This is a genomic window from Halovivax ruber XH-70, assembly GCF_000328525.1.
GTDB lineage: Archaea > Halobacteriota > Halobacteria > Halobacteriales > Natrialbaceae > Halovivax > Halovivax ruber.
On sequence record NC_019964.1, the window covers coordinates 3,074,699 to 3,101,167 of the forward strand.

Consider the following 26,469-nt stretch of genomic DNA (forward strand, 5'->3'; position numbering starts at 1 on the left):
TGGTTGGGTGTCGACGAGCGCACGCAGAGCGGGACGTCGACGGCCCCACGTACGGCCGGTGAGGCCAAAAGTGTCGGGCAGCATTCGTTGGGTAGCGAGAGAATTGTCGACGACGAAAACGGCGCCGGTCCGCGAGAACTACCTCAACAGATTCAGTCCTCGATGGCTTCCAGCCCGCCCACAGAATCCACAGTACCCGTAGGAGAGGCGCTTCCGGGCGACAAAACCCGACGCGTTTTTCGAAGCCCATCACGCGGGAAGCCGGTTCTCTCGGTGCGGACAGCGGCCCCTCGTTGATCGTGGAACGACCCCAGCCGAACCCGGGCAATGGCTACGGCTGACACCCCCAACGGACCCTTAGACAGTTCCGGTCCGACCAAAATTACGAACGGCGTTCCAACGGCTGAATCGAGTGAAGTTCACAAGGAGCTGGGGGCGCAATACGAGACTCGCTGTAGAATGTCATAGATCAAGAGCGGATGGTCGATGTCTTACTGCAAAGACACCAAAAAAATTATAGCAACAGAACGCCCGAATTCGGACGTAATCGAAGCGGGCCAGCAAACCATCCCACGTCATCGATCAGACGTGATAGATGACGTTCGGTCGCAATATCCAATGAACGAAATCGAATCAGCCACGGACGACGAACACGAATCGGCTCCGTCCGTAGCGGCCGACGTGGCGACGAACCCCCCGATTTCCGACGATCCTGCGCTCACCGTTCGCAACCTCGAGAAATCGTACGGTTCGGGTGAGAACGCCGTCCACGCGGTCGACGACGTTTCCTTCTCGGTCGAACACGGGTCGGTCGTCGGGTTGCTCGGGCCGAACGGTGCGGGCAAAACGACGATCATCAAGTCCGTTCTCGGCCTCGTGACCCCGGACACTGGTGACATCCTCGTCGATGGAATCGGTATCGACGAACGGCGGAGCGCACGGTACGATCGCGTCGGCGCGACGCTCGAAGGCGCCCGGAACATCTACTGGAAACTCTCGGTGCGCGAGAACATGGAGTTTTTCGCGAGCCTTCAGGGAATTCATCCGAAAACGGCCCGTGACCGACACGACGCGTACCTGGACCTGCTCGATCTTGCGGATCGAGCTGGGACGCCCGTCAACGAACTTTCGCGTGGCATGAAACAGAAGGCGTCTATCGCGTGCGTACTAGCGCGCGAGCCGTCGATCCTGTTTCTCGACGAGCCGACGCTCGGACTCGACGTGCGTGCATCCGAAATCCTCAGCGCCGAACTCCTGCGACTCTCGGGCGACGAAGGGAAGACCGTCGTTATCAGCAGCCACGATATGGACGTCATCCAGGAGGTCTGCGATCGCGTCATCATCCTCCACGACGGACGCGTCATCTCCGACAGCGCCGTCGATGAGTTGATCGACCTGTTCCAGACGAAGGCCTACCAGGTGGCGGTGACGATCGACGACCCCGACGAGCTCCACGAGCATCTCGCACCGAGATACGACGTTAGCGACTGGACGGTCACCGATCGAACGGTTTCGTTCGAAGTCACCGTCCCGGACGGAGAACGCCTCTACGATCTGATTGGAGACCTGCAAACGACCGGGGCCGTTCCGGTCTCGATCGAGGACGTTGAACCGGACATGAAAGACGCGTATCTCCACCTCACCGAAACGACGGAGGAACGACCGTGAATCCGAACGCCAGCTACGTCCTCTTGCGCGCCCAGATACGGAAACGGATCGCACTGTTGAAGAGATATCCGTTCAACACCGTCTCTCAGATCGCGACTATCTACGTGTTCTTTCTCATCATCTTCTTTGCCGGGAACGCGTTCAGCCAGTTTGCCATCACCGACCATCTCGAGGGGATCATCGTGGGCTACTTTTACTGGACGATGGCAGTCGGAGCCTATCAGTCCTACACCGGGAGCCTCATCGACGAGGCCCAGTGGGGAACGCTCGAGCAGTTGTTCATGTCCCGCTACAGTTTCGGGGCGATCAACGCCACCATTATCGTCGTGTTCATCCTGGAGACGTTCGTCTGGGGCGGGATAATACTGGTACTGATGGTCCTGACCACGGGTGTAACCCTTCACATCGATCTGCTGACAATCGTGCCGATTCTGGTGCTTTCGCTGTCCGGTCCGATCGCCATCAGCCTGATACTCGGCGGGCTCGCGTTACTGTTCAAACGCGTCGAGAACATCTTCACGATCGTTCAGTTCCTCTTCGTCGGTCTCGTCGCGGCACCCGTCGACTCGTTCCCGTGGCTCAAGTGGCTCCCGATCTCCCTCGGGAGCGCGCTCCTCCAACGATCGATGGAGGGCGGCTATCGACTCTACGAGCTTCCCGCCGCCGACCTCGCACTGCTGGTCGGCCAGTCCATCGCGTTTCTCGCCATCGGGTACGCGATCTTCATCGCACTCCTCAACCGTGCCCGCAAGAAAGGCGTCATGGGCCACTACTGAGACTGTCGTCCTGCAATCGTTCCTGTGAGGTGGACAGAGTTGCGAACGCTGCGCGGGCCTCACACCGAGATGTGTCGTTGCAGACGGAGGTAGCCCACGCCGAGAACCGAGAGACAGAGAATAACGACGCCTGCGTCGAACGCGTACTCGACGACCCGGGACTGGCCGACGAATCGCGTCCAGAGACGGAGTCCCAATAGCCCGATGGCTGCGTAGACGATGATGGCGAACAGCCGGTCGTCGGTGATGGGTGGCATACTGGTAATCTTATCCCCGAACACCATTATTTTTGGGTTCTTTCCGAGAAGGTGTATCCGGCCGTGTCCGCGGCCGATAGCTCGCATACAGCACTATCCGGCCAGATTCGGGGCCACAGCGTCTGACCTGGACCAGGTGGTTGTGGCCCAGTTTCCGTGTCGCCCCCAGATGGATAAATATATATCCGATGGGAAGTACTGATAACATTACACAGGAGATAATGTCGGTAAACACAGACACAACCGGCGACCGACGGCGGATTCGACAGGTCCACTCGTTCTTTGCCCGACACCTTCTGGAGATAACGCGCAACCGCACCGCGCTGTTCTGGTCGTTCGGGTTCCCCACACTCTTCTACCTGATGACGATCACCGTTTTCATCGATCTGGACCAGGTTCCATCGGCAGTGGAACCCGCGGTGATGGGGATCGTTGCCATCGGGTACGGGGTTTTCGGCGCCGTCATCGTCTGTCTGAACGCGTTTGGCCAGCAACTCGCCGACGACATCGAGCAGCGACGGTATTCGGCGTTTCGAGCGTTGCCACTCAGTCCCTCCGCGGATTTCATCGGTCGATCGTGTGCGAGTATCCTGATGGCTGCGATCGCATTTTGTTTCGTGTTGGTCGTGAGCGTCCTGACGGGCGCATCCTACAGTCTTTCTTCGCTCTCGGCGCTTCCCATCGTCGTCGGAGCCTTTCTGCTGAGTAGTCTGATCTGGATCGTCCTCGCGCTGTTTATCGCCGTCATCGCAACGAACGGGCAATACGTCAACATCATCTCGCTGAGTATCGCGCTCATCTCGTACTTCGGGACGGGATTCAACGGCACGGCGCCGTCGTCGTTCGCCGGCGATCTCTCGCTCCTGAACTACCTGCCGAATTCGCTGGCCACGCGCTTGCTGTCCTATCACATGGTCGAAATCGATCCCGAGCCTGCCGACGGGACGCCCTGGGAAGCGGCCGGAATGGTGCCACCGGAGATGCCCGTCGGTCCCGATTACCTCGGCCTCCTGGTCCTCTACGCGGCTGTCTTCCTGGCGGCGGGGTTGCTCGCGATGCGGTACTCGATGTACAAGCGAGGTGCGTGGGAATGACGGCGTTGCTCGATGCGACCGGGATCACGAAACGGTTCGACGGTACGGGCGTCGTTCTCGACGACGTCGCTGTCGCCGTCGATGAGGGCGAGATACTGGCGGTTCTCGGCCCGAACGGCGCAGGAAAGACCATCATGATGTCGATCCTCGCCGGAAGCGAACCGCCCAGCGATGGCGCGGTTTCCCTCGACGGCAGACCGATCCAGTCCAGTTCGATCGACGTAAGTTTCCTGCTTCAGAACACGATGGCTATCGACACGCTCACGGGCCGAGAGAACATCACGTTCTACTCGAGGCTGCATCCGCGATTCACGGCTCGGTGGGAGGAGTACGCCGAGGCGTTCGAGATCGTCGACGATCTCGACACACCCGTCGGCGAATATTCGGGCGGAATGCGTCGAAAACTCGAACTCGTGATAGCGCTCAGCATCGACGCCACCATCTACTTCCTCGACGAACCGACCGCCGCACTCGACATGGGCATGGTGCAGAAGTTGCACAGTATTATTCGTTCGCTTCGGTCGGATGGAGCCACGTTCGTCGTTTCGAGCCACCTGCCGTCCGACATCGAAGTCGCGGACCGACTACTGTTCCTGCGCGATGGGCAAGTTACCTCGACCGGCGACGCCGAGACGCTGCTCGCGGAGCTGCCATCGGTGGTCCGAATTCCCGAGGTCGCACTCTCGGAAACGCTTCGATCGAACCTCGTCGATGGACGAACGTTCGATGATGGGGAAGAGGTTCGAGGGTTCGTGTCTCCCGATTCGACCGTCGAAGCGATCACCGAGACCAGTTGCGACGGTGGCTCTGCCGCCGTGAGTTCGATCGAAACCGTCGAGCCGACGTTCACCGATCTCTTTAACTATTACTCGCGGAGCCGCCGCCCGTAACCACCGTGCGGCGGATCCTTCGATCGCCGACTGCGCCGTCTTTCGGCGGGCCGGTCTTGGAGTGCAATCGACGGGTGAGACACCCACACGGTAACCGCCCTCAGCGGTTCCGAGAGGGAGCCGGCGTCTCGACCTGATCAGGAAGGGTGGAGAAAGTGCGTACGGAATTCGAACGGTACGTGGTCAGATCGGTTGTTGGGTGCAGCGAGCCATCGTCCCATCAGTTCTACCACAGTATTGTGTTCATCCCAAGCCGCCGCGTTGGCTCGTGTCTCGTCTCATCCGTCAGGCTGTACGGTTCCAGCAGTCACGTTGTGGATCCCGGTCAGACTGAACCGAGCAGTTTCTTCGGATAATATTTACTGAAAGCCACCACAAATTACTTATATCTGAATTTATACTGTTACGACGATGATTGGAAGACAAGTAGTATCAATTCCCAGTGGAAGAAGGGGGATCCTTTCTAGGAGTTGGGAGTGATGGAAATTGACGTAAATTCCCTACGGAAACTCCGTAGCCAGGGATACGAACCGTCGCAACTCCGGATGGACGAATCGTATCTCGACGAGTTCGTCGCGAAGGAGTTCCGGGGTGAGCACCTCGCCGAACTGTTTCACGAGAACACGAAGTACAGCGACAAAACGAACCTCAAACTGGGCCCGTCCGCCGCAGCATTCACGAAGAATCCGAGCTATGCGTACATGCAAGCACAGCTGTCGCCGGACTACGACGGGTACGAAACGATCGACCTGCCGGAGCCCGACTCGCTCGGGGAGTCGTTCACCGACGCCATCGAACGACGTCGAAGCGTCCGAGAACAGGCGGGCGAATCGCTCTCACTGTCGCAACTCTCGACGCTGCTCAAGCATAGCTGCGGCGTCAGTGCCGAGCGACCCATCGGCGAGGAGGGAACGGTACTGCAGGAGTTCCGGTCGTACGCCTCGGGCGGAGCACTCTACCCGGTCGAGATCTACCTCGCCGTCGTACACGGTGACGACGACCTCGATCGCGGCCTCTACTATTACGTCCCGGACGACCACGAGCTGCGCGTGCTCCGTCGTGACGACGAGCTACCGGACCGAATGGACGACCTGTTCGCGCTGTCCGAGGACGTCTTCGATCCCGCCACGTCGTCCGTTGTCTTCATGCTCACCGGGGCGTTCTGGCGGTCGATGGCGAAGTACGGCCCGCGCGGCTATCGATACATTCTCCAGGAGTCCGGACATCTCGGACAGAACATCCTGCTTTCCGCTGCAGCGATGGAGCTGGTTTCCCTTCCGGTGGCCGCATTCAAGGACGACTCGGTAAACGAGTATCTCGACGTAGACGGCGTCAACGAAGCGGTCGTTTACACGCTCTGTGTCGGTCACAGGGCCGACAGTGAGAACCAATGACAGACGATAGCAACGACACCGAGACGATCGAACAGGTGCGCGAGGAACTCGAACGGCCAGTCTTCAACCCGCAACTCGTCCCGATCCTGCTGGACGACAACACCATTCACGTTCGAGCGGGACCGTGGTCCGGGCCGATCTACACGATCTCGGACATCGACGAGGACGACGACATCGGCGCCCTCTTCGACCTCATTGACGGGGAGACGCACGTCGACGAGATATTTGCGGCGTTCGAAGCCGATCAACGACCGGAGGTCGCCGACGTACTCTACGCGCTGGCGGATAGCAACGCTATCTACGACGCCGACGCGGTGGACGGACCGATGTACTCACATCTGGTACTGAAATCTCGGTTCAGAGAGCGAGAGCGACGACGACTCGAGGAACAGTCCGTCCTCGTCGTCGACGATAGTCGAATGGGCGAACACGTCGCAGAAGACGTGCTCGCGATGGGAGTGGCGGCGGTCGGGTACGTGGGGCTCGATAGCCAGCGGCTCCCGGCAGCGGGTAGTGACGACGATCGCCTCACCGCCGTCACCGAAGACGAACTGCCCGGCGCGGTCGACGACGCGGATTTCGTCGCGTACCTGGCCGACGGGCCGTCGAAGACGATCCGGGACGTCAACGAGTACGCGATCGAGACGGGAACGCCGTGGATTGTCGGGCAGATTCGTGGGTTCGACGGAATCGTCGGACCGGCGATGTTCCCGGGTGAAACAGCCTGTTACGAGTGTTTTCATCGACGGATGCTCTCGAACGTTTCGAACATCGGCGGCTACGAAACCTTCGAGACGGAACGGGAGGATTCGAGCGTGGCAACGGCCAGTCTGCCGATGTTTTCTCGCACGGTAGCCGGGCACCTGTCGCTCGACCTGTTGCATCTGCTGGCGTTCGGCGTCGGATACACGGCCGGGCGGGTCCTCACGATCAATTCCCTCAACCTGGCGATGGAGGTCAACGAGGTGCTGAAACTCCCGCGATGTGGGGCCTGCGGTCGCGATCCATCACCCGACGTCTCCCGGTTCATTACGCTCGACGACATGGTACTCGGGAGTCGACAGTCGGCGGAGGACGATTGACGATGCTGGTCGCACCAGGGGAGGTGAGCGATCGATGAGCGGAGACGGGCGAGCGGTCGTCGATCCCCAGTACCAGCGACTGATCGGCAAGAAAACCGGACTCGTCAATTCCCTCTACGGCTTACAGCAGAGCCGGGGACAGCCCGAGGCGTCGCTGAGCCAACCGATCACGGCGAGCGTGGGGTGGCTCGCTGAGGCCGATGGCGAACTCGAGCTGGCACTCGGGGGCAAAGGCCAGACCCTCGAGAGTTCGTACCTGAGCGCCATCGGGGAGACCGTCGAACGGTATTCGCTCTGTTTCCCCGAACCGGACGACTTCGTCACTGCGAGCTACGACGAACTCGCTGCACGCGAGGCAGTGATCGACTTCGAGTATCTCGACATCTACAGCGAGGCTATCAGAGACGAGCGGCTCGCGCCGCTCACGCGCGAAACCGAGATCAGCTGGACCGCGGGAACGCACCTCATCACTGGCGAAGACATCTACGTTCCGGTCCAGCTGGTGTGGATGCAGTTCGGACCGGACTATCACGAACACCCGCGGTTCCTCGGAACCTCGAACGGGGCCGCGGCGGGATCGTCGTTGACGAACGCGTTGCTCGGCTCGCTCTACGAACTCATCGAGCGGGACGCGTTCATGAAGATGTGGTGCAGACAAGAGACGCCGGATCGTGTCGACCTCTCGTCGATGCCGGACGTCCGGGCGTTCGTCGACGAACGCATCCCGCAGGAACACATCTCGGTCCAGCCGGTCGTCTACGACTCGCCGCTCGCGGTGACGTCGGTCGGGGGTGCGCTGATCAACGAGCGGGACGAGCGGCCGAAGTTCATCCTCGGCGGAAATACGTCGGTCTCTCCCGCGGAGGCGGTTCGTGGTGCGATCGTCGAGAGCATCCAGGGGCTGCCGTTCATCGCAGAGATCGCGATGAACCACGATCCATCGGAGCTCGATCCCGGGCACGCCGAGGACAATTTCGAGGAGAACGTCCTCTACTACGCCCTACCGGAGAACTTCGACGAGGTCGCGTTCATCGTCGACGGCGATCACGAAACCTGCCCGACCGATCGAGAGACGAGCGGCTGGGACAAGCGAGACGAACTCGACTACTGTCTCGAAGAACTCGACCGGGTCGGATACACGCCGATCGGATTCGATGTAACGACGCCCGACGTCGCTCGCGCCGGACCGCGGGTAACGAAGGTGATCGTGCCGGAACTCGTCCCGATTACGCCGCCGGGAACGCTCCCGGTGAATCATCCGGCCTTCGACGGCGAACGAGACGAGCTGACCGCCAAGCCGCATCCCTACGCCTGACGGCGATCCGGTCGCTTCTCGGTGTTCCCGTGGAACCCTATCCGTGGACGGTCGGAAAACGGACGCCGCCGCCGACGAACGAGACGTACGCGACGTTGTAGCCAACGTGTGCGAGGATCGGTGCGAGGAGCGAACCGGTCGCCAGAAAACAGAGGGCGTAGACGATGCCGTTGACGGATTTGAAGACGATCTCGCTCCGCCCCTTGGAAAAGTGGTTGATCCCGAAGAGCACACCGGAGAGCACCACGTACCAGATCGTTCCGAGGCTGGCTATCAGGACCGCGAGCACACCACGGTAGAGATACTCCTCGCCGATCGCTCCGAATACGATCGGGAGCTTCCATACCGTCTCATCGGTCCCTCGCTCGATCGGCACACCGACCCACCACGACCAGACGAAGATGTCGAGTGCGTACATCGCCACGCCCAGCGGGAGAAAGACGACGAACCAGCCGTCGACGGCGATGGGAACGGACGTCACGTCGCTGATGTAAAACGCGGCCGACGCAATCACGATGAACGGGAGATACAATACGTCGTCGTGTTTCGGCCGGTACTCGTATCCGGCGGCGGTTGCACTGCCGACAACCACCGAGAAGTACCCGACGAGCAACAGCGGGAACCCGAGGAACACGTGTACCCACGTCGGCGCGGGAGAGGGGTCTAACGCCATGTGTGGCAGGTCGTACTCCGTTCGCCCCTCGGAGGGTCCGAGACACCCGACCCGGACGCATCGATGCTGCACGGTCCCCCCGTTGTTCCCGACTCGCTTTCAGTGCCAGCACTCCCCGACGTGGTGAAGCGGTTCGTGGTCGCCTGTCTCCGTTTGGTGCCTGTCATCCGATCAAAAATGGGTGCAGTTCGCTGGGCGTCCGTCGAGCCCGCGTGCGACCAGTCCGTGGCAACCGAATAGCCAACTACCCCGTCCACGTACACGTACACGTCGTCGTGTAGCTACTGCACGTACACCAGCCGCCGCTGGAGACGGCGGCCGCGCTGTCATCACTGGATTCGTCCGTTAGTTCTACGTCCATGGTGTATTACACCAAACGCTCTTTTTTCTACCCAGTTATATTAATGTTTCGACGGTTCTTCCTGGTGTCACCCTCGGCGGGGAACCGCGACGACGCCCGATTCACCACGATCGGTTGGATGGCGATTCGAATCGCTGACCCTAGTCCATGACGGCCCGTGTATTCGCCCTCGGTTTCGAAACAACGACGAGAGACCGAATGGAGACGGTACGCTCGAACGACCCTCACTCCCGAGTTACGGGTCCGCCGACCGCCGGCTTGCCGTGCGTACCGGAGGGGCGTCGACGAGGTCGCACAAAGCAGAATCGACAGTTCCGCGTAAAGCGGGTGAGGGCAACGGTACGGACGGAATTCATTCGGTTGCGCGACCGGCGGCGATGGGAGAGGGTCGCCGGAACGGACCGGAGATACGCGTCAGGCCTCGACGGCTTTCAGCACGCCCTCGCGGATCCGCAGCGCCTGTGGGAGGTAGAAGTCCTCGAGCGTCGAGAGCGGGACCGGCGTGTCGAAGCCCGTCACGCGAGTGACCGGCGCCTCCAGGTAGTACAGCGCCTCTTCGTTGATCGTGGCGACGACCTCGGCCCCCACGCCGGCGGTCTTCGGGGCCTCGTGGACGACGGCGGCGCGACCCGTCTTCTTCACCGATTCGGCGATCGTGTCCACGTCGAGCGGCGAGAGGCTGCGGAGGTCGACGACCTCGACGTCGATCCCGTTCTCTTCGGCGAGATCCTCGGCGACGGCGAGGGCAGGCTGGGTGCTCGCGCCCCAGGTGAACAGCGAGACGTCTTCGCCCTCGCGGCGAACCGACGCCTCGCCGATCGGAACGGTGTAGGGTTTCTCCGGGACGTCCTCGCGGAACGCACGATAGAGGCGCTTCGGTTCGAGGACGATCACGGGGTCCGGGTCGCGGACCGCGGCGGCGATGAGCCCCTTCGCGTCGGTCGGCGTACTCGGCGTGACGACCTTGAGGCCGGGTTCGTGGACGAAGGCGGCCTCTCTGGACTCGGAGTGGTGCTCCGGCGCCGCGATACCGCCGCCGTAGGGCATGCGGACGACCATCGGGAGCGTGTACTGGCCGTGGCTCCGGCTGCGCATCGCGGCGGCGTGACTCACCAGCTGGTCGTACGCCGGCGAGGCGAAGCCCATGAACTGCATCTCCGCGACCGGGCGCATCCCCGAGAGGGCCAGGCCGATCGAGGAACCGACGATCGCCGACTCGGCCAGCGGCGTGTCGATCACGCGATTCGGACCGAACTCGTCTTGCAGGTGCTCCGTCGCGCGGAAGACACCGCCGTTGGTGCCGACGTCCTCGCCGAGGACGACCACGCTGTCGTCGCGGGCCAGTTCCAGTTCGAGGCCGTCGCGAACCCCCTCGACGAGCGAGAGCGACTCGGTCGGGCCGTCGTAGGCGTCGAGATCGATCGTATCGGTCGCCACGTCGGGTTCCTCGTCGACCGCGTCGTCGCCGGTCGATTCGGCGTCCTCACTGGCCGGTCCGGCGCCGTCGGCCGTGGTGCTCATTCGCCCACCTCCTCGAACGCCTCGTCGCCGTGGCGCTCACGCAGGCCGTCGAGGTCGGCCAGTTGTTCGCGCAGCCGATCGGTCGGCTCCTCGTAGACGTGCTCGAACATCCGTTCCGGATCGGTCTCGGTGGCTTCGGCGCGTTCGATCGCCGTCGCGAGGCAGTCCTCGACGCGGTCGGCGATCTCGTCTGCGAGGTCGTCGTCAAGGATCTCCTCGTGATAGAGGTAGCGCTCCAGGCGTTCGACGGGGTCGCGGTCCTCCCAGTCCTCGCCGTCGTCCTCGTCGCGGTAGGCCGAGGGATCGTCGGCGGTCGAGTGTGCGCCGAGGCGGTACTGACAGGACTCGATGAGCGTGGGCCGGAGTTCGCCCTCCGCGGGGTGTTTGGCCTTCTGCACGGCCGCCCGGGTCACGGCGTAGACCGCGAGCGGGTCGGTGCCGTCGACGCGGACGCCCTCGACGCCGTAGGCGTCGGCCTTCTCGACGATCGTCTCCGTCGCCGTCTGCGACTCGAAGGGCATCGAGATCGCCCACTGGTTGTTGTTACAGACGAAGATCGACGGGACGTCGTAGACGGCGGCGAAGTTGAGTCCCTCGTGGAAGTCGCCCGTGGAGGTGGCGCCGTCGCCGAAGTGACACAGGACGGCGCGGTCGTGCTGGTCCTGCATGGTGAAGCCCCACGCGAGCCCCATCGCCTGGGGAACCTGCGTACCGATCGGGATGTACTCCGGGAGCGCGTTGACGTCGTCCGGAACGGCGTACCCCTCGCGATAGCCGGCGAGGTGCTGGAGTAACGACTCGTACGATCGGCCGTGGGCGTGTTTGGCGGCGTGGTCGCGGTAGGTCGGAACGAGCCAGTCTTCGGCGTCGAGGGCGAAACTGGTCGCGACCTGCGAGCCCTCCTGGCCGCGCATGGGCGCGTACGTCGAGATACGCCCCTGGCGTTGGAGTCCCGTCGCTCGCTCGTCGAATCGACGGGCGAGGACGAGTTCCTCGTACATCTCGAGGAGCTCCTCGTCCGTGAGGTCGGGTCGCTTCGCGCCGGGGAGCAGACTGCCGTCGGTGTCCAGGACCTGGACGGCGTCTTCCGGCGGACTGGTCGGTTCGGGCGATTGCGTCGATTCGATTTCGTCGTATGTGCTCATCGTTTCGGTGGTTCGGTGTGGTGGGTTCGTGTTTGACGGTTGATATCTCGTCGTCCACCCGCCAGGCTGACGGGTGGACGAACCGGCTCGACCCCGCTGGTTACGGGAACCGAGAAACGGACGACAGCGCCTCGGACCCGGTGTCAACGAGCCGAGACGGGTGTCCGCCGATCAAAATGTTACTCGAATAAGCCAGTTTGGTGTCAATCGACGCCGTAGAGACTGCTTGGCGGACGAGCGCGACTCGGACTGGCTGGCGGACGCCATGGTATCACCATTGCGGGGGTTCTACATAATTCTTCGTGAGTTACGTTGTCACACGCCATTCCTGCCAGACCCACCGGGCGGACGGTAAGTTACTGGACAAACATCCAGATTTATCGGAAAGTGCTGACGGTGTTTGAATACACGGGTGCGCTATCACGACCGCAGTTGGGCGTCTGTAAACCAGCAGGTGTCAGACGCACGAGATGGTCGGTGACAGACGATCGGTGACGCGATCGTCAGTGCGTTCGAACGGCCGAGAACCCGTCACGCTGTACGGACGCCGTACCGACCTGATCGGGCCAAGTAACGATGGGCGAGGAGCGAGACACCCAGACTGTGGACCGACATCGGCGGACGCGCGGTGAGAGTGCGTCGACCGCGTACGTCCTCGTCCTCACGGTACTCGTCGCCGGGACGATCGCCGCGACCGCCTGGACCGTCGTCGGCGACGGTTCGATGTCGATCGAGCCAGCGGGAGATGCGGACGGATCCGACACTGCAGCTCAGCTCGGAGACGCGACGGAATCGGGGCCAGACGACGACCGAAGCGAGTCGCGACCCGCCGGTGACAGTGGAGATGGCGAGGGAGACGGCGACCGGGGCGAGGATGTCGACCGTGACGACGGCGTGAGGGAGCGAGCGGACGACGAAGGCGAACGGGAGGACGCCGAACGCGAGGAAGACGACGATCGCGACGACGATGACGACCGAGAGGCTGGACGCGATCGTGGCGAAGATCGGGACCGCGACGACGAGGCCGATCGGGATTCCGAGCGCGAGGACACCGACCGAGACCCCGAGGACGACAGCGACGAGCGCGACGATGATCGAAGCGACGACCGATCGGACGACTTGCTGAGCGCGCTCTGGGAGGCGGTGACCGGCGACGACACTGACGACGAAGACGAACCGGACGAAAGCGATGACGAGTGAGCGAAATGGGGCGTCGGATCGACGACGATCGGCGTCGACTCGACGGCGAAGAGCGCCCGGTCGAATCCCCCGACAGGGAAGTACTCGACCGGGCGAACCGCCCCCGAACCGTACCCGAAAGAGGCGGACGGGCCCACCAGCCCGCGCTCCGGTCGCTCAGCGGTCTCGGTCCGGCCGTCGCCGGACCGTGCTACCCTAGGGCCTCCAGCGGCAAGGGCGACCGCCCTGACTGACGCAAGCTAGTGCGCCCGTCCGGCCCCATCCGAGCGCGAGACAACCACTACGGTTATGACGGTACCCCCCACATACCTCACTCGAACGTCACCGAGACGACAGACACCCGAGCGGGCGTCACCGGTCGTTTAGCCGGGACGTTGCCCGGTTCGGCTGGCCGACGATCGTTCGGACTGACGAACAGAACCGCCTCACCACGATGAACGGACTCTCGATTCCACCACGACCGTGGGTGACCAGAACCCGCCTCTACCACGTGGTGGGCTGGGGGCTGCGCATCTACGTCGCCTGCCTCCTCGTCGTCGGGTTCTACAGCATCCTCTGGCTCGCGGAGGTGGCGGGCTATCTGGACCAGCGGACGCTCGCCGTCATCTGGCTGGCCGTCGCCGGAATGGGGAGCGCGTTCCTCGTCCTGCTGGTCCCCCTGTATTACTCGAGTCGGCTTCGAAGCTGATCGGAAATTGACTCTCCGCGTGCTTGACGGCCCGAGTCCGGATCGTAGGGCCGAGAGCGGCCCGTGGCTGTCTCACGAGCGTGAAGCCCCGTCGATAGTTGGCATCCACACCCCTTCAGCAGCGGCCATCCATCCCCGTTCGACAGCCCCACCGACAGATAGACGGGTCGCCCGTAACTGAAGAAATCGCACCCGATAACCTCGTGTTGTGATTCAACGAGTGGTGGAATAGCACCGCAATAGCATCATTTAGGTACGTCCGATCAGTACGCCCGGTAATGACAGAGTCGACCGGCACACCGACGCTCCCGCAGGTGGCCCTCATCGCCGTCTTCGTCACGGCGCTGGTAACCGCCCAGTTGACCGCCGCGAAGATTCTCGCGTTCTCGATTCCGATCTCGTTGCCGGTGACGGGCAGCGAGCTCGTGATGCCGGGCGCGGCACTCGCCTACGCGATCACCTACTTCGCGAGTGACTGCTATACCGAGCTGTACGGCAAGCGCGCCGGGCAGATCGTGGTCAACGTGGCGTTCGCGATGAGCTTCCTCGCGCTGGCGCTGGTCTTCTCGACCGCCGCCGCACCAATCGCGGGGAACTCTGCTGTCGGCGCCGCCGAGTTCGAGTCGGTCCTTCTGCCAGCGGGCTACATCGTCGCCGGCAGTTCGCTCGCCTACCTCGTCAGCCAGAACTGGGACGTCTGGTTCTTCCACCGAATCCGCGAGGAGACCGGTCGAGGGAAACTCTGGCTGCGCAACATCGCATCGACGGGAACGAGCCAGGCCATCGACACGGTCATCTTCGTCTCCGTCGCCTTCTTCATCGCCCCTACCATCTTCGGCGGATTCGTCATGGATCCCGGGCCGCTCGCCGCACTCATGATCGGCCAGTACGTCCTCAAACTCACCATCGCGCTCGTCGACACGCCCGCAGTGTACGCGGTCGTCCGGCTGGCCCGCGGCGAGCCGTCGTCACCCTCCGGAACCACCGTCGCTGGCGAGTAAGCGACGGGCGATCGTTTCTCGAGGGCTGACCGACGCCCAACAGCCGGCGACTGCAACCGGAAGCGACGCGGGTTTGTGTTCTCACGTCAGACCCTGCGGTATGGATCCACGTGTCCGCGAGCACGCCGAGGTGCTCGTCGACTGGAGCGCCCGCATCGAGGCCGGTGACGACGTCGTCCTGTCGGTCGGCCCCGACGCCCACGAACTGGCCGTCGCCGTCGCCGAGAAACTCGGCGAACGCGGCGCAACCCTCCTCGCGACGTACGGGTCGGGCGAACTCACCCGCGCCTACCAGCGCGCCAGCGGCGAGGACTTCGACGAACCGGACCACGAACTCGCACTGTACGAAGCCGCGGACGTCTACCTGCGCATCGGCGGCGGCCGTAACACGAGCGCGACGGCCGACGTCCCCGGCGAGACGCGCCAGGCCTACCGCAGCGCCCACCAGGCCGTCCGCGAGGCACGCTTCGACACGCGCTGGGTGTCGACCGTCCACCCGACGCGCTCGCTCGCCCAGCAGGCGAACATGGCCTACGAGGAGTACCGCGACTTCGCCTACGACGCCATCCTCCGCGACTGGGAGGCGCTCGCCGACGAGATGGCCAAGCTGAAAGAGCGCCTCGACGCGGGCAGCGAGGTCCGCCTCGTCGGCCCGGGCACCGACCTCACGATGTCGATCGAGGAGCGAAGCGCGGTCAACAGCGCCGCCTCCGTCGCCTACGACTCGCACAACCTGCCCAGCGGCGAGGTCTTCACCGCCCCGTACGCGACCGACGGCGAGGTGACCTTCGACGTCCCGATGACGATTCAGGACCAGCCCGTCCGCAACGTCACCCTCCGCTTCGAGGACGGCGAAGTGGTCGACTCCGACGCCGAGCAGGGCGCAGCCGTGATCGCCGACGTGCTCGACACCGACGAGGGCGCACGCCGCCTCGGCGAGCTCGGCATCGGGATGAATCGCGGCATCGATCGCTTCACCGACAGCATCCTCTTCGACGAGAAGATGGGCGACACCGTCCACCTGGCCCTCGGACGTGCGTACGACTCCTGTCTCCCCGACGGCGAGACGGGCAACGAGTCGGCCGTTCACGTCGACATGATCACCGACGTCAGCGAGGACTCCCGCCTGGAGATTGACGGCGACGTGGTACAGCGAAACGGCACCTTCCAGTGGGAGGACGGCTTCGACGGGTAGCCGACGCGACCCACTGTCCCCGGGGATGGGGCAGGAACGGACGGATCACCAGATTCAAATGCGAGAGGGGCTACAGACCGAGTATGGCCAGTTTCGACGCCGCGGAAGCGCGAACGCTCGAGAAGATGATCTGCATGAAATGTAACGCCCGGAACGCGAAGGGTGCGGATCGCTGTCGCAAGTGCGGCTACGGCAACCTCCGCCCGAAAGCGACCGAATCGCGCTCCGCCTGAGCGACCGAACCGCAATTCCGACACGATCGGCCGTTTTGTGTCCGAACAGCCGCGTTCGGACGGCGCTCTATCTCGCGGAGTGAAACCCGAATTCGATGGTCCCTGACAGCCTGTCGTCCGATGTGTCCTGTGACCGATGTTACCCGAGCACACTCAGCCCGAGCGGCAGCGCGACCACGAAACCGAGCGTGAGGGCGACGATGAGGCCGACCTGCCGCATCGACGGGCCGGAAACCGCCCGTGGGACACTGGCCTCCCAGGTGGCGAGGCCAACGAGAAGCGCGATCCAGCTCAGTGGAACGAGGACGCCAGGCCCGACGCTCGCACGCGGGACGTACACCAGGCCGACGGCGACCGCGAGGAGGGCGTATCCGAGCGACGCACGCTGGAACGGATCGAGCGGGTAGCCAGCCACGCTGATATCGACCGAGAGGAGCACACTGAACAGCGCGCCACCGGCCACGAGGACGAGCGCCGACGCCAACACCAGCGGCAGTGAGCCGCCCTCGAGAACGAGTGCGGAGAATGTGAGGCCGAGAAACACGACCCAGAGGAGCGTCCCGCCGATGATCGTTCGGCGTCGAAGGGCAATTACCGAATGGTCCTCCATAGACTGCAGAATTATGCGGCATAATATAAATCCACGGATGTGTTCGATGGGCTGACTGTGTCGGGAAGTGAGAGATTGTGTCGGGAAGTGAGAGTCGAGCGGGCAGTGAGAGAATGTACCTGCAGCGACCGACGCCTGTCAGCGCACGTCGACTGAGATCAGTCGATTGATTCAGTTCGAACCGAAGTCCGACACCGGCCCGTGACGTGGGCGGCCCACTCCTCACGCCGTACAGAGCGAGACGAAGTTCCGCAGAATCTGCAGTCCCGTCTCACCGCTCTTCTCCGGGTGGAACTGCGTCCCGAACACCGTTCCTGACTCGTCGGCGATCACGGCAGGGAAGCGGGTGCCGTAGCCGGTCGTCGCCACGACGGCCGACTCGTCGTCCGGGACGGCGTAGTACGAGTGGACGAAGTAGGCGTACTCGCCGTCGACGGAACAGTCGTCCGCTTCCGTATCGTGGGCACTCGTGTCCTGTTCGTTGCTGGACCCGTTCCCGTCGGCCCCGGACGGCGCGACGCCGGAGACGAGTGGGTGGTCGCGCTCGACGGAGAGGTCGTTCCAGCCCATGTGGGGCACCTTCTGGCCCTCGTCGAAACGGACGTTCGTGCCGGGAATCAGATCGAGTCCACTGACGGCCGACTCGCCGGCAGACCCCTCTTCGCTGTCGGTGAGGAGCATCTGCATCCCGAGACAGATCCCGAACAGCGGCGTGTCGGAGTCGGCGACGGCCAGGAGGTCCTCCCGGAGCGGATCGGCGTTCTCGACGCCTTCGCGGAAGGCGCCGACACCGGGGAGGACGACGCCGTCGGCGGCGTGGAACCGCTCGGGATCGGCGGTGATCTCGACGCTCGCGCCGGCGCGTTCGAGGCCGCGTGTGACGCTGTGGAGGTTACCGAGCCCGTAGTCGACCACGGCGACGGTCGCGTCGACCGTCTCGGGCGACGACCGGCCTGCCTGCTCGCTCATGAAAGAATATCGGGGCAGGAACGGCATGGCCCTTTCGTTCGCTGGAGCAGGGCGACAGCCCGACCGCTCCGAGTGGACAGACAGCTCCCAGCGGCGAGGACCGACCGCAGACCCGACTGAGTCACCCAGAGACCGAGTTTCGCAGAAAACCGCCGAAATCAGTACTCACCGAGGCGAGACTGGCCACCCTCGTCCGTCGGCGACACGCCGGCGATGGCCGCTGCCTCCTGGATCGTCTCGGCGAACGCCGACTCCTGGCTGCGATCGTACAGCGTCGCGGCCGGGTGCAAACAGATCAGCACGGGTCGTGGCGTGGTCGTGTCGCCGAGGCGGACCTCCTCGACGGAGCCGGTCTCCGACGTGACGGCGACGGAACGCTCGAGGAGGTGCTCGCTCGGTACCTTTCCGAGCGTGACGACGACGTCGGGGTCGACGCGATCGATCTCGGCTTCGAGGTACCCGCGGCAGTTCTCGAGTTCGTCCGTCGTCGGATCACGATTGTCGGGTGGGCGACAGCGAACGCAGTTCGTGATGCGAACCGACTCGCGTTCGAGGCCGACCGTCCGAAGCTGGTCGTCCAGGACGGTCCCGCTCCGGCCGACGAACGGTTCGCCCTCGGCGTCTTCCTGCGCACCCGGTGCCTCGCCGACGAAGAGCACGTCGGCGTCGGCCGGGCCGGTGCCGTCGACGATTCGGCTTCGCGAGTCGACGAGGGCGGGGCAGCGCGTACAGTCGGTAACACAGAGGCCCTCCATGTGCTCGGCCTGTTCGGCGTCCATGGCGAGCGCTTCGCCCGGCACCTACCTACGACTTTCGCACAGGAAGTGGAACGTGCGGCCACGGACCGGCGAGACGACCCTGAGCGGCCGGAAGTATTACCTGTAATTGCACCCTCTCGCCAGCACGAGCGTGATTTCGTGAAACTGAGACAGCCCACCGACTTCCTGATCCTCGAAGCCCTCAAGGAGACAGGTCGGAACGTCGCACCGAATCTCGCCTCCCACACGGGGAAGAGTCGCAAGAACATCAACACGAGACTGCCCGTCCTCGAAGACTACAGCCTGGTCCGAAAAGTCGGCCCGGCCGAGCGCTCCGGACTCTACGAAGTGACCCCGCTCGGGAAGACGGCACTCATGCACCAGGACGAGTACGACGACGTCGACGACTTCGAGGCCCTCATTCAGGGGTCCTCACCGGCGACGGACGGCGGCGAAGCGGCCCAGGCGGTGGCACGCAGTTCGAACCAGGCTGAGGAGTAGGTTCGAATCAGGCTGAAGCGTAGTCACCACTCGCGGGTGCGACTCGGCCAAACCGCGACACGTCCGCTGGGAACGTTACACGTCCTCGAGCGCCTGCTCTCGATACGCGGCGCCGGCCCGCGCCAGTTGCCGGGCGACCCTGATCGGTTCCGGACGGCCACCGACCGGCGTGAACGAGGTGACGAGGGTCTCGACGTCTGACGGCGCGCAGCCGACGGCCCTGACGTACACCGTCTCCGTTCCGACCGCGACGGCGTGGCGGGGCGGGAGCGACCGATACCGGTCCAATCGCCGTGCCAGCGCCTCGCCGGAGAACGCCTCCCGGAGCGGCTGTTCGAGTCCGTCGCTCTCCTCGAACGTCACGGCGACGGTCGGGAGCCGCGTCTCCTCGTGGAGCCGGTCGAGGTCGAGAACGTTGTACCACGCAGGGGCGATCGTCCCGAGCAACAGCGCAGCGATATCCTCTCGGTCCAGTTCGGCGACGATGCGCAACACGGCGTCGGTGGCGTCGAGGCCGCCGACGGTCGCCGTGGCGAACGACGCCCCATCGACGACGCGATCGCCGCGGACGACGGCCCCCGCGAGCGTACACCACGCCGAGCGCGACGAGTCGGCGATGCCGAGTGCCCGACGCCCGTGTGGGTCGGGCATCGGTCGCCTACTCCTCGTCTTTGATCTCGGCCAGACGATCGATCAGTTCGTCACTCGATGCCCCGTTGTCGAACTCGACCGTCCCCTTGTGGGCGTTTTCCTCCGACTGGACGGCGTCGTCTTCGTCGAAGTCTGCGTCGATGTCCTGTTGTTCGGACTCGTCGTAACTACCAAAACCCATACGTGTAATACAACACGACCGACGCTCAAAAAGCCACTGCTGGATAGTGACAGGACGTTCTCGTTGTCGAACATATTCGTTCGGACATCGGTGATCGGGCCGTGGAGCAACTGAGACACCAGCCGCAGAAACAGAGAGAGTCGGCACCCCCGGACTATCGAGCCCCCATTCACGACGACGGTACCCATCGGCGAGGACGAACCGGACGACGGGTTTAGGACAGTCCGTCGCGTCAGCTATCGTCGAGATGGAGGTCCACACCGTCACGACGGGCGCCGAGTCGTTCACCTGTAATGTCTTCCTCGTCCCCGGCGAGCGAACGACGCTGGTCGATACCGGGACGTACGACGGCGTCATCGACGAGATTCGGGACCGCGTCGACGCACTCGACGCCGTCGTGCTCACTCACCAGCACGGCGACCACGTCGATCGGCTCTCGGCTGTCTCCGGGAGGTTCGGGCCGGAGATATACGCGTTCGCGGACCACCCGCTCCGGACGCGAGCGATCGCCGACGGCGACGAGATTCAGATCGGCGACGAGTCGTTCGAGGTCGTCCACACGCCCGGCCACGCCGACGACCACGTCTCGTTCGTCTCGGAGACGACGCTCTTTGCCGGCGACGTGGTCGTCCACGACGATGGGGCGTTCGACGACGGGAGTTTCGGCCGCACCGATATGGCCGGTCAGTCACGCGAAACGCTCATCGAGAGCATCGAGCGGCTCCTCGATCGGCTGCCCGAGACAGTCGAGCACATGTATTCGGGACACGGCGGCGAGTTCCACGGCGACGTCCGGACCGTCGTCGAACGGGCGCTCGATCGAGCCGAGCGGCGCGAACCGAAGTATCCCGACAAATAGCGGACATCATTCGAGAAGACGGACTGGACACTGACAGCGATGCCGAACACTGAAAACCGAACGCAGAACCGCCTCACTCGGCAGTGTGGTCGGCGTCGGTCGACGAGTCGGGGTCGTCAGTTGCGGTCGCAACATCATCGGCCGCTGCGGGGACAGCATCGTCCGCTGACGAGTTCTCGACGGTCGCTTCAGCCCGATCGTCCGGATCGGCTTCGCCAGCTGATGCATCGTCGTCCGAAGCGTCGCTGGGATCCGGATCGGTGTCCGCATCCGAATTGCTGTCATCATCCGACTTGCCGTCACCGTTCGACTCGCCGTCATCGTCCGAATCCTCGTCGACACCCAGCGTCTCGTCCTCGCGAAGCTGCTTGCTCGCCTCGCGGACCTCCCGCATCACGCTCGAGATGCGCTCTTCGGCCTCGAGTTCGTCCTCGATGGAGAGGTCGACCCCTTCGACCTCCAGGAGAAACTTCGAGACCTCGGTGACCTCGTACATCACGTCGTCCAGTTCCTCGGCCGTGTAAAAGTCACACATCGCCCCGTAGAGGAAGGTTGCACCGGCTTTCCGGACCTTGTCGTCGAACGACGAGCGCGCCTGGTTGACCGCCTGTGGCGTGTACGTGTCGGTCATGAACGGCACCAGCTCGGGCAGGTTCTCGCCGATCTTGGTCATCTCTACACCCGTCTCGGTCCGGAAGTCGGCACAGAGGCGGGCGATCGCCCACTCGCGGGCCGTGACGTACGTCCGGTCGCGCAGGAACTCGTTGACCCGGTCGTACTGCGCGCCGTCCATCTTCGTGAAGCGGGCGTACTTGCGGACGTCTTCCGGGACGGACCGCTCGTCGTCGGGTTCCGGGTCCGGGACGCCGGGTGTCGGATCGGCCGCCGTCTCGTCGGCGGTTTCGTCGGCAATCGTTCCGTCGTCAGATTCGTCGGTGGCTCGTCTATCGCCGTGTTCGTCGCTAGTCGTTTCGTCGTCGGCTTCGTCGATGGTCACTCCGTCGTCGGCTTCGTCGGGGTTTTCTTCGCCGGATGACACCCCATCGTCGGCGGTCTCGCCGTCGGCTGTTTCGTCGGATGGAACCCCATCGCCGCTGGTTTCGCCAGTAGTGGCCGAATCGGAGCCCACGCCGTCCGTTCCGGCCACCTCACCGGGCGGAGTCGTGTCGCCGTCGGTGGGAGTGTCGACCGGTTCGGGTTCGTCGGCCGGTTCGGGTTCGTCGGCCGCTGCATCGTCACTATCGGTTTCCTCGGTCGATGAATCGGCACCAGTAGAGGGGCTCGATGCGGAGTCGTCTGTCCCAGCGTCCGTTGTCGCCTGCTCGTCAGCCGCCCCGTCGGCGGCCGTCTCGGTCGACTCGGTTTCCGGCGTCGAGCCGGGCGACTCCGACGCCTCCCGGGTGGATCGGTCCGGGTCGTCGTCGCCCGCCTCGGCTCGGTCGTTCATGGCGAGTCATTGCCAAACCGCCGAGATAAGGCTGTCCCTCCTGCATCCGAGCGGGACGGGTTGCCCGGTCGGGCAGAAAAGTGAGCCGACCTACAGTTCGTGTCGATCCACTTCCTCCCACGTCCCACGTTCGAGGACGATCAGTTCGGATTCGCCGAAGACGTAGAGGGCGTTCTCGACGTACATCGCCCTGACACCGGGCCCACCGATGTCGATCTGTTTTTCCTGCGTCAATGTCCCGTCGTCGTAGCTGTAGAGGTAACTCGCCTCGCCGGCCGGCACGAAGAACGCGCCGTGTTCCGCGTCGTGGAGGAACGCCCGGTGGTTCTGGACCGCTTCGGAGTAGCGTTCGTCCGAGAGGATTGCCGCGTCGAGCTCGACGGGATCCGTCCGATCACTGACGTCGAACGTCGAGAGTTTCACCTTGCCGTCCTGCTCGCCGACGCCGAGCATGAGGTCGCCCGCGTCGTCGAGTGGGTGCAGATACGTCGAGAAGCCGGGAATCTTGAGTTCACCCTCCAGTTGCGGATCGTGCGGGTCGGCGAGGTCGAGCGTGTAGAACGGATCGGTCTCGCGGAACGTGACGACGTGGCCCTCGTCACCCTCGAATCGGACGGCGTAGATCCGTTCGGTCTCGCCAAGGCCCTCGACGGAGCCCGTGATCTCGAGTGCGTCGTCGAGGACGTAGACGTCGTTCTCGGAGTCGGCACCGTGGGTGCGGGGAATCGTGGTGGCGATCCGGAGGTGGCCGTCGTGTTCGTCCATCGACCATTGGTTCAGCGGCGTCCCCGGTACCTCGCCGCTCGCGGTCACGTCGAGGTCGCCGTCGATCGAGACGCGTGCGATGCCGGTCTTCGTCAGGTCGCGCTGCCTGTCGTCCGCGTAGGCCGCGATTCCCTCGTCGAACGCCTCCCGTGCGTCGTCGTGCGCTTCCTCGTCGAGGCTCGCGAACCACCGCTCGACGATCGTCCGGAGTTCGACGGTTTTGGCGCGTTCTGTGATGTTCAGGCCGTCGAGCGTCTCGATGCGGTCGACCGTCTCGGCGTCGAGACCGAGGTCGGCCACGCCGGGCCCAGTGAGATAGCCCGAGAGAACCTGATACTCGGAGACCGATCGCGTGTACGTGAGGTAGATCGCGTTCTCCGAGACGTACGTCGCAGAAGAGTGAGTCGAGCCGACGACGCTGGTTTCGTCGACCAGTTCGCCGGACGCAGGGTCGACGCGTGCGGCCGTGTAGACGGCATCCGCGTCGGTCTGGACGCCCGGTCGGTAGACGTCCGTACACGCGACGTCGTCGCCGTAGCCGGCGACCGGACACGGGGCACCGGAGTCGGGCCGATCGACGAGAACGAGGTAGAGATCGCCGTCGACGAGCCGCGCGGTTTCGAGATCGGCCTCGAGAGACTGGTCCCAGACCTGCTCGGGGGCTGCGGGATCGCTCACGTCGTAGCCCCAGAGTCGATCGCCGTCGAAGACGACGAGCGTGTCCGTCTCGGGAACGAGCAGCAGTTCACCCGAGGCAGGGATGGTCGCGACGGGTTCGGGATCGGCCGCGTCGGTCGTATCGACGATGGTCGTCTCACCCGACTGTGATCTGAACCGGTGGCCGGCGTAGTACGCGGCCTCCCCTTCGGCCTTCAGGACGTCCGGTTCGTCGATCCCGGCTTCCTGGACGTTCGTCCCGGAGACGTCGCGGCCGTCGCCGCCACTGGCGCCGCTGGCGTCACCAGCCGAATCCGCCTGCCCTCCCGCGTCACCGCCGCCGTCGCTCTCCTCCATCGCTTCGTCGTCGCTGGCCATCTCCACGTCGAGGCCGGCGCCGAGGGACAGTCCGAACCGGTGCCGGTCGGCCGCCGCGAAGTACGACTCGAACGCCGCCGCGGAGTCGAACTGTGCGAGCGAGGACGTCCCATCGCCGTGCCAGTCAGTCTGGTCACCGCGAACCGGCGTCGGTTCCGGCGAGTCGGTGAATGTCGTCCCGAACGCACCACCGAGCGCGCCGCCGACGAGCAAGGCGACCAGCGCGACGGCGAGAACCGTCGTTCGTGTCTCGTCCATGCGCGGACCCACGACACCAACCTACATGATAACGGCGTAAGGTGAAACGGCATTTTTACCAAGACCCTCGGCGGTCGTCAGACCGAGCAGCGACCACACGTTTCCATCACGGGACACGCAGCGGCCCCGAGAGCGGCAATCTGGGAAACGAGGGTGGCGCCTACCACGCCCAGCCTTCGTCGGGATCGGGGTGATCGGTATCAGCCGTGTCCCACGCCCACCCTTCGTCTGGGTCGGGGTGATCGGTATCAGCTGTGTCCCACGCCCACCCTTCGTCTGGGTTGGGGTGATCGGTATCAGCTGTGTTCCACGCCCAGCCTTCGTCGGGGTCGGGGTGCTCAGTATCCGTCGACTCCCACGCCCAGCCCTCGTCTGGGTCGGGGTGATCGGTGTCAGCCGTGTTCCACGCCCATCCTTCATCAGGGTCGGGGCGATCGGTGTCAGCTGTATCCCACGCCCAGCCTTCGTCCGGCCGGGCATCCTCGTCGTCCGAAGGAGCGTCTTCGGACTCGGTTGTGCTAGTCGTCGCGGCTGCCGACGTTGTACCGGCGAGCAAGAGCGCCCCGCTCGCTGCGATCGTTCGAAGGACCCCACGTCGACTCGATTCGCTCGTGTCGTCGAGAACCATACGAAATTTCCAGTGGCTGTCGGGAAAGCTATTACGATCTCGACCGTGTGTCGACGGATCGCGCCGTCTGAACCACCGTCGACGAGCTGGCGAGGTAAACTTCGCTCGCGTCTCTGCCCGTTCTCCGGCATTTATATGGCTCACGCCCGTTCGTCCGGGCATGACACAGACGCCAGTCATCGCGAAGGCGATCAGAACGCCACAGGGCAAAGAAGACGGCGTCTTCGCCGACGTTCGGAGCGAAGACCTCTCGATCCCGCTGATCAACCACATCCTCGAGGACACAGGGCTCACCGGCGAGGAGGTCGACGACCTGATGTGGGGCGTCGCCGGCCAGCGCGGCGAACAGGACAACAACGTCGCCCGAGTCATCTCGCTGCTGTCCGATCTCGGCGAGGGCGTTCCGGCGACGACGATCAACCGCTGGTGTGCCTCGTCGATGCAGGCGCTGATCTCCGCCTCCGACGCGATCCGCGCGGGACAGCGTGACTGTATCATCGCCGGCGGCGTCGAGAACATGTCCCGCGTGCCGATGCAAGGTGGCGAGCGGGCGCTCCATCCGCAACTCGCCGAAGAGTACGTCGTCACCGACCTCATGATGGGCATGACCGCCGAAGAGGTCGCCGAGCGCTACGAGGTCTCCCGGGAGGCACAGGACGAGTACGCCGCGAAGAGCCAGCAGCGCGCCGTCGCGGCCACGGAGGAAGGGCGCTTCGACGACCAGATCCTCCCGATCGAGACCGAGGAGGGGACGATCAGCGAGGACGAAGGCCTGCGTCCGGGAACGACGGCCGAGAAGTTGGCCGGACTCTCACCGGTCTTCACCGGCGACGGCTCCGTCACGGCCGGCAACTCCTCGCAGATCTCCGACGGGGCCGCCGCGCTTCTGGTGACGAGTGAGGAGTTCGCCGACGAACACGACCTGGAGATTTTGGCCGAGGTCGGCGACAACAACGTCGCCGGCGTCGACCCCACCGTGATGGGCATCGGTCCGGTCCCCGCCACCCGTGGCCTCCTCGAACGTACCGGCCGCGAGATCGACGATTACGACCTCGTCGAACTCAACGAGGCCTTCGCCAGCCAGACCGTCTACGCCCGCGACGAACTCGGCATCGACCCCGAGATCTTCAACGTCAACGGCGGCGCCATCGCCATCGGCCACCCGCTCGGCGCCTCCGGCGCCCGCCTGCCGGTCACGCTCATCCACGAGCTCTCCCAACGCGGCGGCGGACGCGGTCTCGCGACGCTCTGTGTCGGCTTTGGCCAGGGAGCGGCGATCGACTTCGAAGTTCGATAAGCGGCGGACGGTGGCAG

Annotated in this window: 26 protein-coding genes and 1 pseudogene; 15 read left to right on the top strand and 12 right to left on the bottom strand. The window is 64.1% G+C overall.

Going from position 1 to position 26,469, the window contains the following annotated elements:
* The first annotated feature begins 618 nt into the window (after window positions 1-618).
* On the top strand, window positions 619-1,668 hold the full coding sequence (locus HALRU_RS14790) for an ABC transporter ATP-binding protein (protein ID WP_015302194.1): 1,050 nt from the start codon (window positions 619-621) through the stop codon (window positions 1,666-1,668).
* Window positions 1,665-2,444 carry a hypothetical protein gene (locus tag HALRU_RS14795; protein ID WP_015302195.1) on the top strand — a complete coding sequence of 260 codons (780 nt, stop codon included), beginning with the start codon at window positions 1,665-1,667 and terminating at the stop codon, window positions 2,442-2,444. The genes HALRU_RS14790 and HALRU_RS14795 overlap by 4 nt, the downstream gene beginning before the upstream one ends.
* 59 nt (window positions 2,445-2,503) lie before the next feature.
* Here HALRU_RS14795 and HALRU_RS14800 read toward each other — a convergent pair whose 3' ends face one another.
* A complete protein-coding gene (locus HALRU_RS14800) occupies window positions 2,504-2,701 on the bottom strand; it encodes a hypothetical protein (protein ID WP_148680562.1) in 198 nt (65 codons plus the stop codon).
* 221 nt (window positions 2,702-2,922) lie between these two features.
* Here HALRU_RS14800 and HALRU_RS14805 point away from each other — a divergent pair, with 221 nt between their 5' ends.
* The 5 genes from HALRU_RS14805 to HALRU_RS14825 all read left to right on the top strand — a co-directional run bounded on the left by HALRU_RS14805 (window position 2,923) and on the right by HALRU_RS14825 (window position 8,476).
* The gene (locus HALRU_RS14805; protein WP_015302197.1) at window positions 2,923-3,795 is read left to right on the top strand and encodes an ABC transporter permease; all 873 of its coding nucleotides are present in this window, start codon (window positions 2,923-2,925) and stop codon (window positions 3,793-3,795) included.
* Window positions 3,792-4,685, top strand: a complete 894-nt coding sequence (locus tag HALRU_RS14810) for an ABC transporter ATP-binding protein (protein ID WP_015302198.1) — start codon at window positions 3,792-3,794, stop codon at window positions 4,683-4,685. The genes HALRU_RS14805 and HALRU_RS14810 overlap by 4 nt, the downstream gene beginning before the upstream one ends.
* 545 nt (window positions 4,686-5,230) lie before the next feature.
* Window positions 5,231-6,079: a SagB/ThcOx family dehydrogenase gene (locus tag HALRU_RS14815; RefSeq protein ID WP_148680563.1), complete on the top strand. Its 849-nt coding sequence runs from the start codon at window positions 5,231-5,233 to the stop codon at window positions 6,077-6,079.
* The gene (locus HALRU_RS14820) at window positions 6,076-7,161 is read left to right on the top strand and encodes a TOMM precursor leader peptide-binding protein (RefSeq protein ID WP_015302200.1); all 1,086 of its coding nucleotides are present in this window, start codon (window positions 6,076-6,078) and stop codon (window positions 7,159-7,161) included. Before HALRU_RS14815 ends, HALRU_RS14820 begins: the two co-directional genes overlap by 4 nt.
* Before the next feature lie 34 nt (window positions 7,162-7,195).
* Window positions 7,196-8,476 (top strand): YcaO-like family protein, encoded by a 1,281-nt coding sequence (locus HALRU_RS14825; RefSeq protein ID WP_015302201.1) that lies wholly within the window; start codon window positions 7,196-7,198, stop codon window positions 8,474-8,476.
* Between the two features lie 37 nt (window positions 8,477-8,513).
* On the opposite strand, the gene HALRU_RS14830 is transcribed toward HALRU_RS14825, so the two are convergent.
* The 3 genes from HALRU_RS14830 to pdhA all read right to left on the bottom strand — a co-directional run bounded on the left by HALRU_RS14830 (window position 8,514) and on the right by pdhA (window position 12,176).
* Window positions 8,514-9,110, bottom strand: a complete 597-nt coding sequence (locus tag HALRU_RS14830) for a CPBP family intramembrane glutamic endopeptidase (protein ID WP_245547750.1) — start codon at window positions 9,108-9,110, stop codon at window positions 8,514-8,516.
* An 814-nt stretch (window positions 9,111-9,924) separates the two neighbouring features.
* Window positions 9,925-11,031: an alpha-ketoacid dehydrogenase subunit beta gene (locus HALRU_RS14835; protein ID WP_015302203.1), complete on the bottom strand. Its 1,107-nt coding sequence runs from the start codon at window positions 11,029-11,031 to the stop codon at window positions 9,925-9,927.
* Entirely contained in the window at window positions 11,028-12,176 is a 1,149-nt protein-coding gene (pdhA, locus tag HALRU_RS14840) for a pyruvate dehydrogenase (acetyl-transferring) E1 component subunit alpha (protein ID WP_015302204.1), read from the bottom strand. The genes HALRU_RS14835 and pdhA overlap by 4 nt, the downstream gene beginning before the upstream one ends.
* Window positions 12,177-12,752: 576 nt before the next feature.
* Between pdhA and HALRU_RS14845 the strand changes: the two genes are divergently transcribed.
* The 5 genes from HALRU_RS14845 (at window position 12,753) to HALRU_RS14865 (ending at window position 16,493) form a co-directional block, all read left to right on the top strand.
* Window positions 12,753-13,376 carry a hypothetical protein gene (locus HALRU_RS14845; protein WP_015302205.1) on the top strand — a complete coding sequence of 208 codons (624 nt, stop codon included), beginning with the start codon at window positions 12,753-12,755 and terminating at the stop codon, window positions 13,374-13,376.
* A gap of 433 nt (window positions 13,377-13,809) precedes the next feature.
* Window positions 13,810-14,064 (top strand): hypothetical protein, encoded by a 255-nt coding sequence (locus HALRU_RS14850; RefSeq protein ID WP_015302206.1) that lies wholly within the window; start codon window positions 13,810-13,812, stop codon window positions 14,062-14,064.
* A 278-nt stretch (window positions 14,065-14,342) separates the two neighbouring features.
* Window positions 14,343-15,065: a queuosine precursor transporter gene (locus HALRU_RS14855; RefSeq protein ID WP_015302207.1), complete on the top strand. Its 723-nt coding sequence runs from the start codon at window positions 14,343-14,345 to the stop codon at window positions 15,063-15,065.
* A gap of 100 nt (window positions 15,066-15,165) precedes the next feature.
* Entirely contained in the window at window positions 15,166-16,260 is a 1,095-nt protein-coding gene (locus HALRU_RS14860; protein ID WP_015302208.1) for an aminopeptidase, read from the top strand.
* An 83-nt stretch (window positions 16,261-16,343) separates the two neighbouring features.
* Complete coding sequence (locus HALRU_RS14865) at window positions 16,344-16,493, top strand: 50S ribosomal protein L40e (protein ID WP_007700833.1); 150 nt, start codon at window positions 16,344-16,346, stop codon at window positions 16,491-16,493.
* A gap of 139 nt (window positions 16,494-16,632) precedes the next feature.
* On the opposite strand, the gene HALRU_RS14870 is transcribed toward HALRU_RS14865, so the two are convergent.
* The 3 genes from HALRU_RS14870 to HALRU_RS14880 form a co-directional block, all read right to left on the bottom strand.
* Window positions 16,633-17,103: a hypothetical protein gene (locus HALRU_RS14870; protein ID WP_015302209.1), complete on the bottom strand. Its 471-nt coding sequence runs from the start codon at window positions 17,101-17,103 to the stop codon at window positions 16,633-16,635.
* 222 nt (window positions 17,104-17,325) lie between these two features.
* Window positions 17,326-18,072 (bottom strand): imidazole glycerol phosphate synthase subunit HisH, encoded by a 747-nt coding sequence (gene hisH / locus HALRU_RS14875; RefSeq protein WP_015302210.1) that lies wholly within the window; start codon window positions 18,070-18,072, stop codon window positions 17,326-17,328.
* A 158-nt stretch (window positions 18,073-18,230) separates the two neighbouring features.
* Window positions 18,231-18,851: a uracil-DNA glycosylase gene (locus HALRU_RS14880; RefSeq protein ID WP_015302211.1), complete on the bottom strand. Its 621-nt coding sequence runs from the start codon at window positions 18,849-18,851 to the stop codon at window positions 18,231-18,233.
* Between the two features lie 138 nt (window positions 18,852-18,989).
* Here HALRU_RS14880 and HALRU_RS14885 point away from each other — a divergent pair, with 138 nt between their 5' ends.
* Window positions 18,990-19,331: a winged helix-turn-helix transcriptional regulator gene (locus HALRU_RS14885; RefSeq protein ID WP_015302212.1), complete on the top strand. Its 342-nt coding sequence runs from the start codon at window positions 18,990-18,992 to the stop codon at window positions 19,329-19,331.
* Between the two features lie 75 nt (window positions 19,332-19,406).
* On the opposite strand, the gene HALRU_RS14890 is transcribed toward HALRU_RS14885, so the two are convergent.
* Both HALRU_RS14890 and HALRU_RS14895 read right to left on the bottom strand, forming a co-directional pair.
* Window positions 19,407-19,982 (bottom strand): endonuclease dU, encoded by a 576-nt coding sequence (locus HALRU_RS14890; RefSeq protein ID WP_015302213.1) that lies wholly within the window; start codon window positions 19,980-19,982, stop codon window positions 19,407-19,409.
* Between the two features lie 7 nt (window positions 19,983-19,989).
* The gene (locus HALRU_RS14895) at window positions 19,990-20,163 is read right to left on the bottom strand and encodes a DUF5786 family protein (RefSeq protein ID WP_007700848.1); all 174 of its coding nucleotides are present in this window, start codon (window positions 20,161-20,163) and stop codon (window positions 19,990-19,992) included.
* A 247-nt stretch (window positions 20,164-20,410) separates the two neighbouring features.
* Here HALRU_RS14895 and HALRU_RS14900 point away from each other — a divergent pair, with 247 nt between their 5' ends.
* The gene (locus tag HALRU_RS14900; RefSeq protein WP_015302214.1) at window positions 20,411-21,022 is read left to right on the top strand and encodes an MBL fold metallo-hydrolase; all 612 of its coding nucleotides are present in this window, start codon (window positions 20,411-20,413) and stop codon (window positions 21,020-21,022) included.
* 346 nt (window positions 21,023-21,368) lie between these two features.
* Here HALRU_RS14900 and HALRU_RS14905 read toward each other — a convergent pair.
* The 3 genes and pseudogenes from HALRU_RS14905 to HALRU_RS14915 form a co-directional block, all read right to left on the bottom strand.
* A pseudogene (locus HALRU_RS14905) lies at window positions 21,369-22,061 on the bottom strand (DUF5806 family protein); the annotation flags it as partial.
* A 498-nt stretch (window positions 22,062-22,559) separates the two neighbouring features.
* A complete protein-coding gene (locus tag HALRU_RS14910; protein ID WP_015302216.1) occupies window positions 22,560-24,527 on the bottom strand; it encodes a beta-propeller domain-containing protein in 1,968 nt (655 codons plus the stop codon).
* Window positions 24,528-24,687: 160 nt separating this feature from the next.
* Window positions 24,688-25,155, bottom strand: coding sequence for a hypothetical protein (locus HALRU_RS14915; RefSeq protein ID WP_015302217.1), 468 nt, complete (start codon window positions 25,153-25,155; stop codon window positions 24,688-24,690).
* A 160-nt stretch (window positions 25,156-25,315) separates the two neighbouring features.
* Here HALRU_RS14915 and HALRU_RS14920 point away from each other — a divergent pair, with 160 nt between their 5' ends.
* Window positions 25,316-26,452, top strand: coding sequence for a thiolase family protein (locus tag HALRU_RS14920; RefSeq protein ID WP_015302218.1), 1,137 nt, complete (start codon window positions 25,316-25,318; stop codon window positions 26,450-26,452).
* Window positions 26,453-26,469: the final 17 nt, after the last annotated feature.

Excerpts from the sequence above, each read along its gene's own strand:
- HALRU_RS14850 (WP_015302206.1), top strand. The coding sequence starts at position 13,810 with ATGAACGGACTCTCGATTCCACCACGACCGTGGGTGACCAGAACCCGC.
- HALRU_RS14790 (WP_015302194.1), top strand. The coding sequence starts at position 619 with ATGAACGAAATCGAATCAGCCACGGACGACGAACACGAATCGGCTCCG.
- HALRU_RS14820 (WP_015302200.1), top strand. The coding sequence starts at position 6,076 with ATGACAGACGATAGCAACGACACCGAGACGATCGAACAGGTGCGCGAG.
- HALRU_RS14915 (WP_015302217.1), bottom strand. The coding sequence starts at position 25,155 with ATGGTTCTCGACGACACGAGCGAATCGAGTCGACGTGGGGTCCTTCGA.
- HALRU_RS14845 (WP_015302205.1), top strand. The coding sequence starts at position 12,753 with ATGGGCGAGGAGCGAGACACCCAGACTGTGGACCGACATCGGCGGACG.
- HALRU_RS14870 (WP_015302209.1), bottom strand. The coding sequence starts at position 17,103 with ATGGAGGACCATTCGGTAATTGCCCTTCGACGCCGAACGATCATCGGC.
- HALRU_RS14805 (WP_015302197.1), top strand. The coding sequence starts at position 2,923 with ATGTCGGTAAACACAGACACAACCGGCGACCGACGGCGGATTCGACAG.
- HALRU_RS14860 (WP_015302208.1), top strand. The coding sequence starts at position 15,166 with ATGGATCCACGTGTCCGCGAGCACGCCGAGGTGCTCGTCGACTGGAGC.
- HALRU_RS14895 (WP_007700848.1), bottom strand. The coding sequence starts at position 20,163 with ATGGGTTTTGGTAGTTACGACGAGTCCGAACAACAGGACATCGACGCA.
- HALRU_RS14910 (WP_015302216.1), bottom strand. The coding sequence starts at position 24,527 with ATGGACGAGACACGAACGACGGTTCTCGCCGTCGCGCTGGTCGCCTTG.
- HALRU_RS14810 (WP_015302198.1), top strand. The coding sequence starts at position 3,792 with ATGACGGCGTTGCTCGATGCGACCGGGATCACGAAACGGTTCGACGGT.
- hisH (WP_015302210.1), bottom strand. The coding sequence starts at position 18,072 with ATGAGCGAGCAGGCAGGCCGGTCGTCGCCCGAGACGGTCGACGCGACC.
- HALRU_RS14920 (WP_015302218.1), top strand. The coding sequence starts at position 25,316 with ATGACACAGACGCCAGTCATCGCGAAGGCGATCAGAACGCCACAGGGC.
- HALRU_RS14880 (WP_015302211.1), bottom strand. The coding sequence starts at position 18,851 with ATGGACGCCGAACAGGCCGAGCACATGGAGGGCCTCTGTGTTACCGAC.
- HALRU_RS14815 (WP_148680563.1), top strand. The coding sequence starts at position 5,231 with ATGGACGAATCGTATCTCGACGAGTTCGTCGCGAAGGAGTTCCGGGGT.
- HALRU_RS14800 (WP_148680562.1), bottom strand. The coding sequence starts at position 2,701 with ATGCCACCCATCACCGACGACCGGCTGTTCGCCATCATCGTCTACGCA.
- HALRU_RS14835 (WP_015302203.1), bottom strand. The coding sequence starts at position 11,031 with ATGAGCACCACGGCCGACGGCGCCGGACCGGCCAGTGAGGACGCCGAA.
- pdhA (WP_015302204.1), bottom strand. The coding sequence starts at position 12,176 with ATGAGCACATACGACGAAATCGAATCGACGCAATCGCCCGAACCGACC.
- HALRU_RS14900 (WP_015302214.1), top strand. The coding sequence starts at position 20,411 with ATGGAGGTCCACACCGTCACGACGGGCGCCGAGTCGTTCACCTGTAAT.
- HALRU_RS14865 (WP_007700833.1), top strand. The coding sequence starts at position 16,344 with ATGGCCAGTTTCGACGCCGCGGAAGCGCGAACGCTCGAGAAGATGATC.
- HALRU_RS14825 (WP_015302201.1), top strand. The coding sequence starts at position 7,196 with ATGAGCGGAGACGGGCGAGCGGTCGTCGATCCCCAGTACCAGCGACTG.
- HALRU_RS14890 (WP_015302213.1), bottom strand. The coding sequence starts at position 19,982 with ATGCCCGACCCACACGGGCGTCGGGCACTCGGCATCGCCGACTCGTCG.
- HALRU_RS14855 (WP_015302207.1), top strand. The coding sequence starts at position 14,343 with ATGACAGAGTCGACCGGCACACCGACGCTCCCGCAGGTGGCCCTCATC.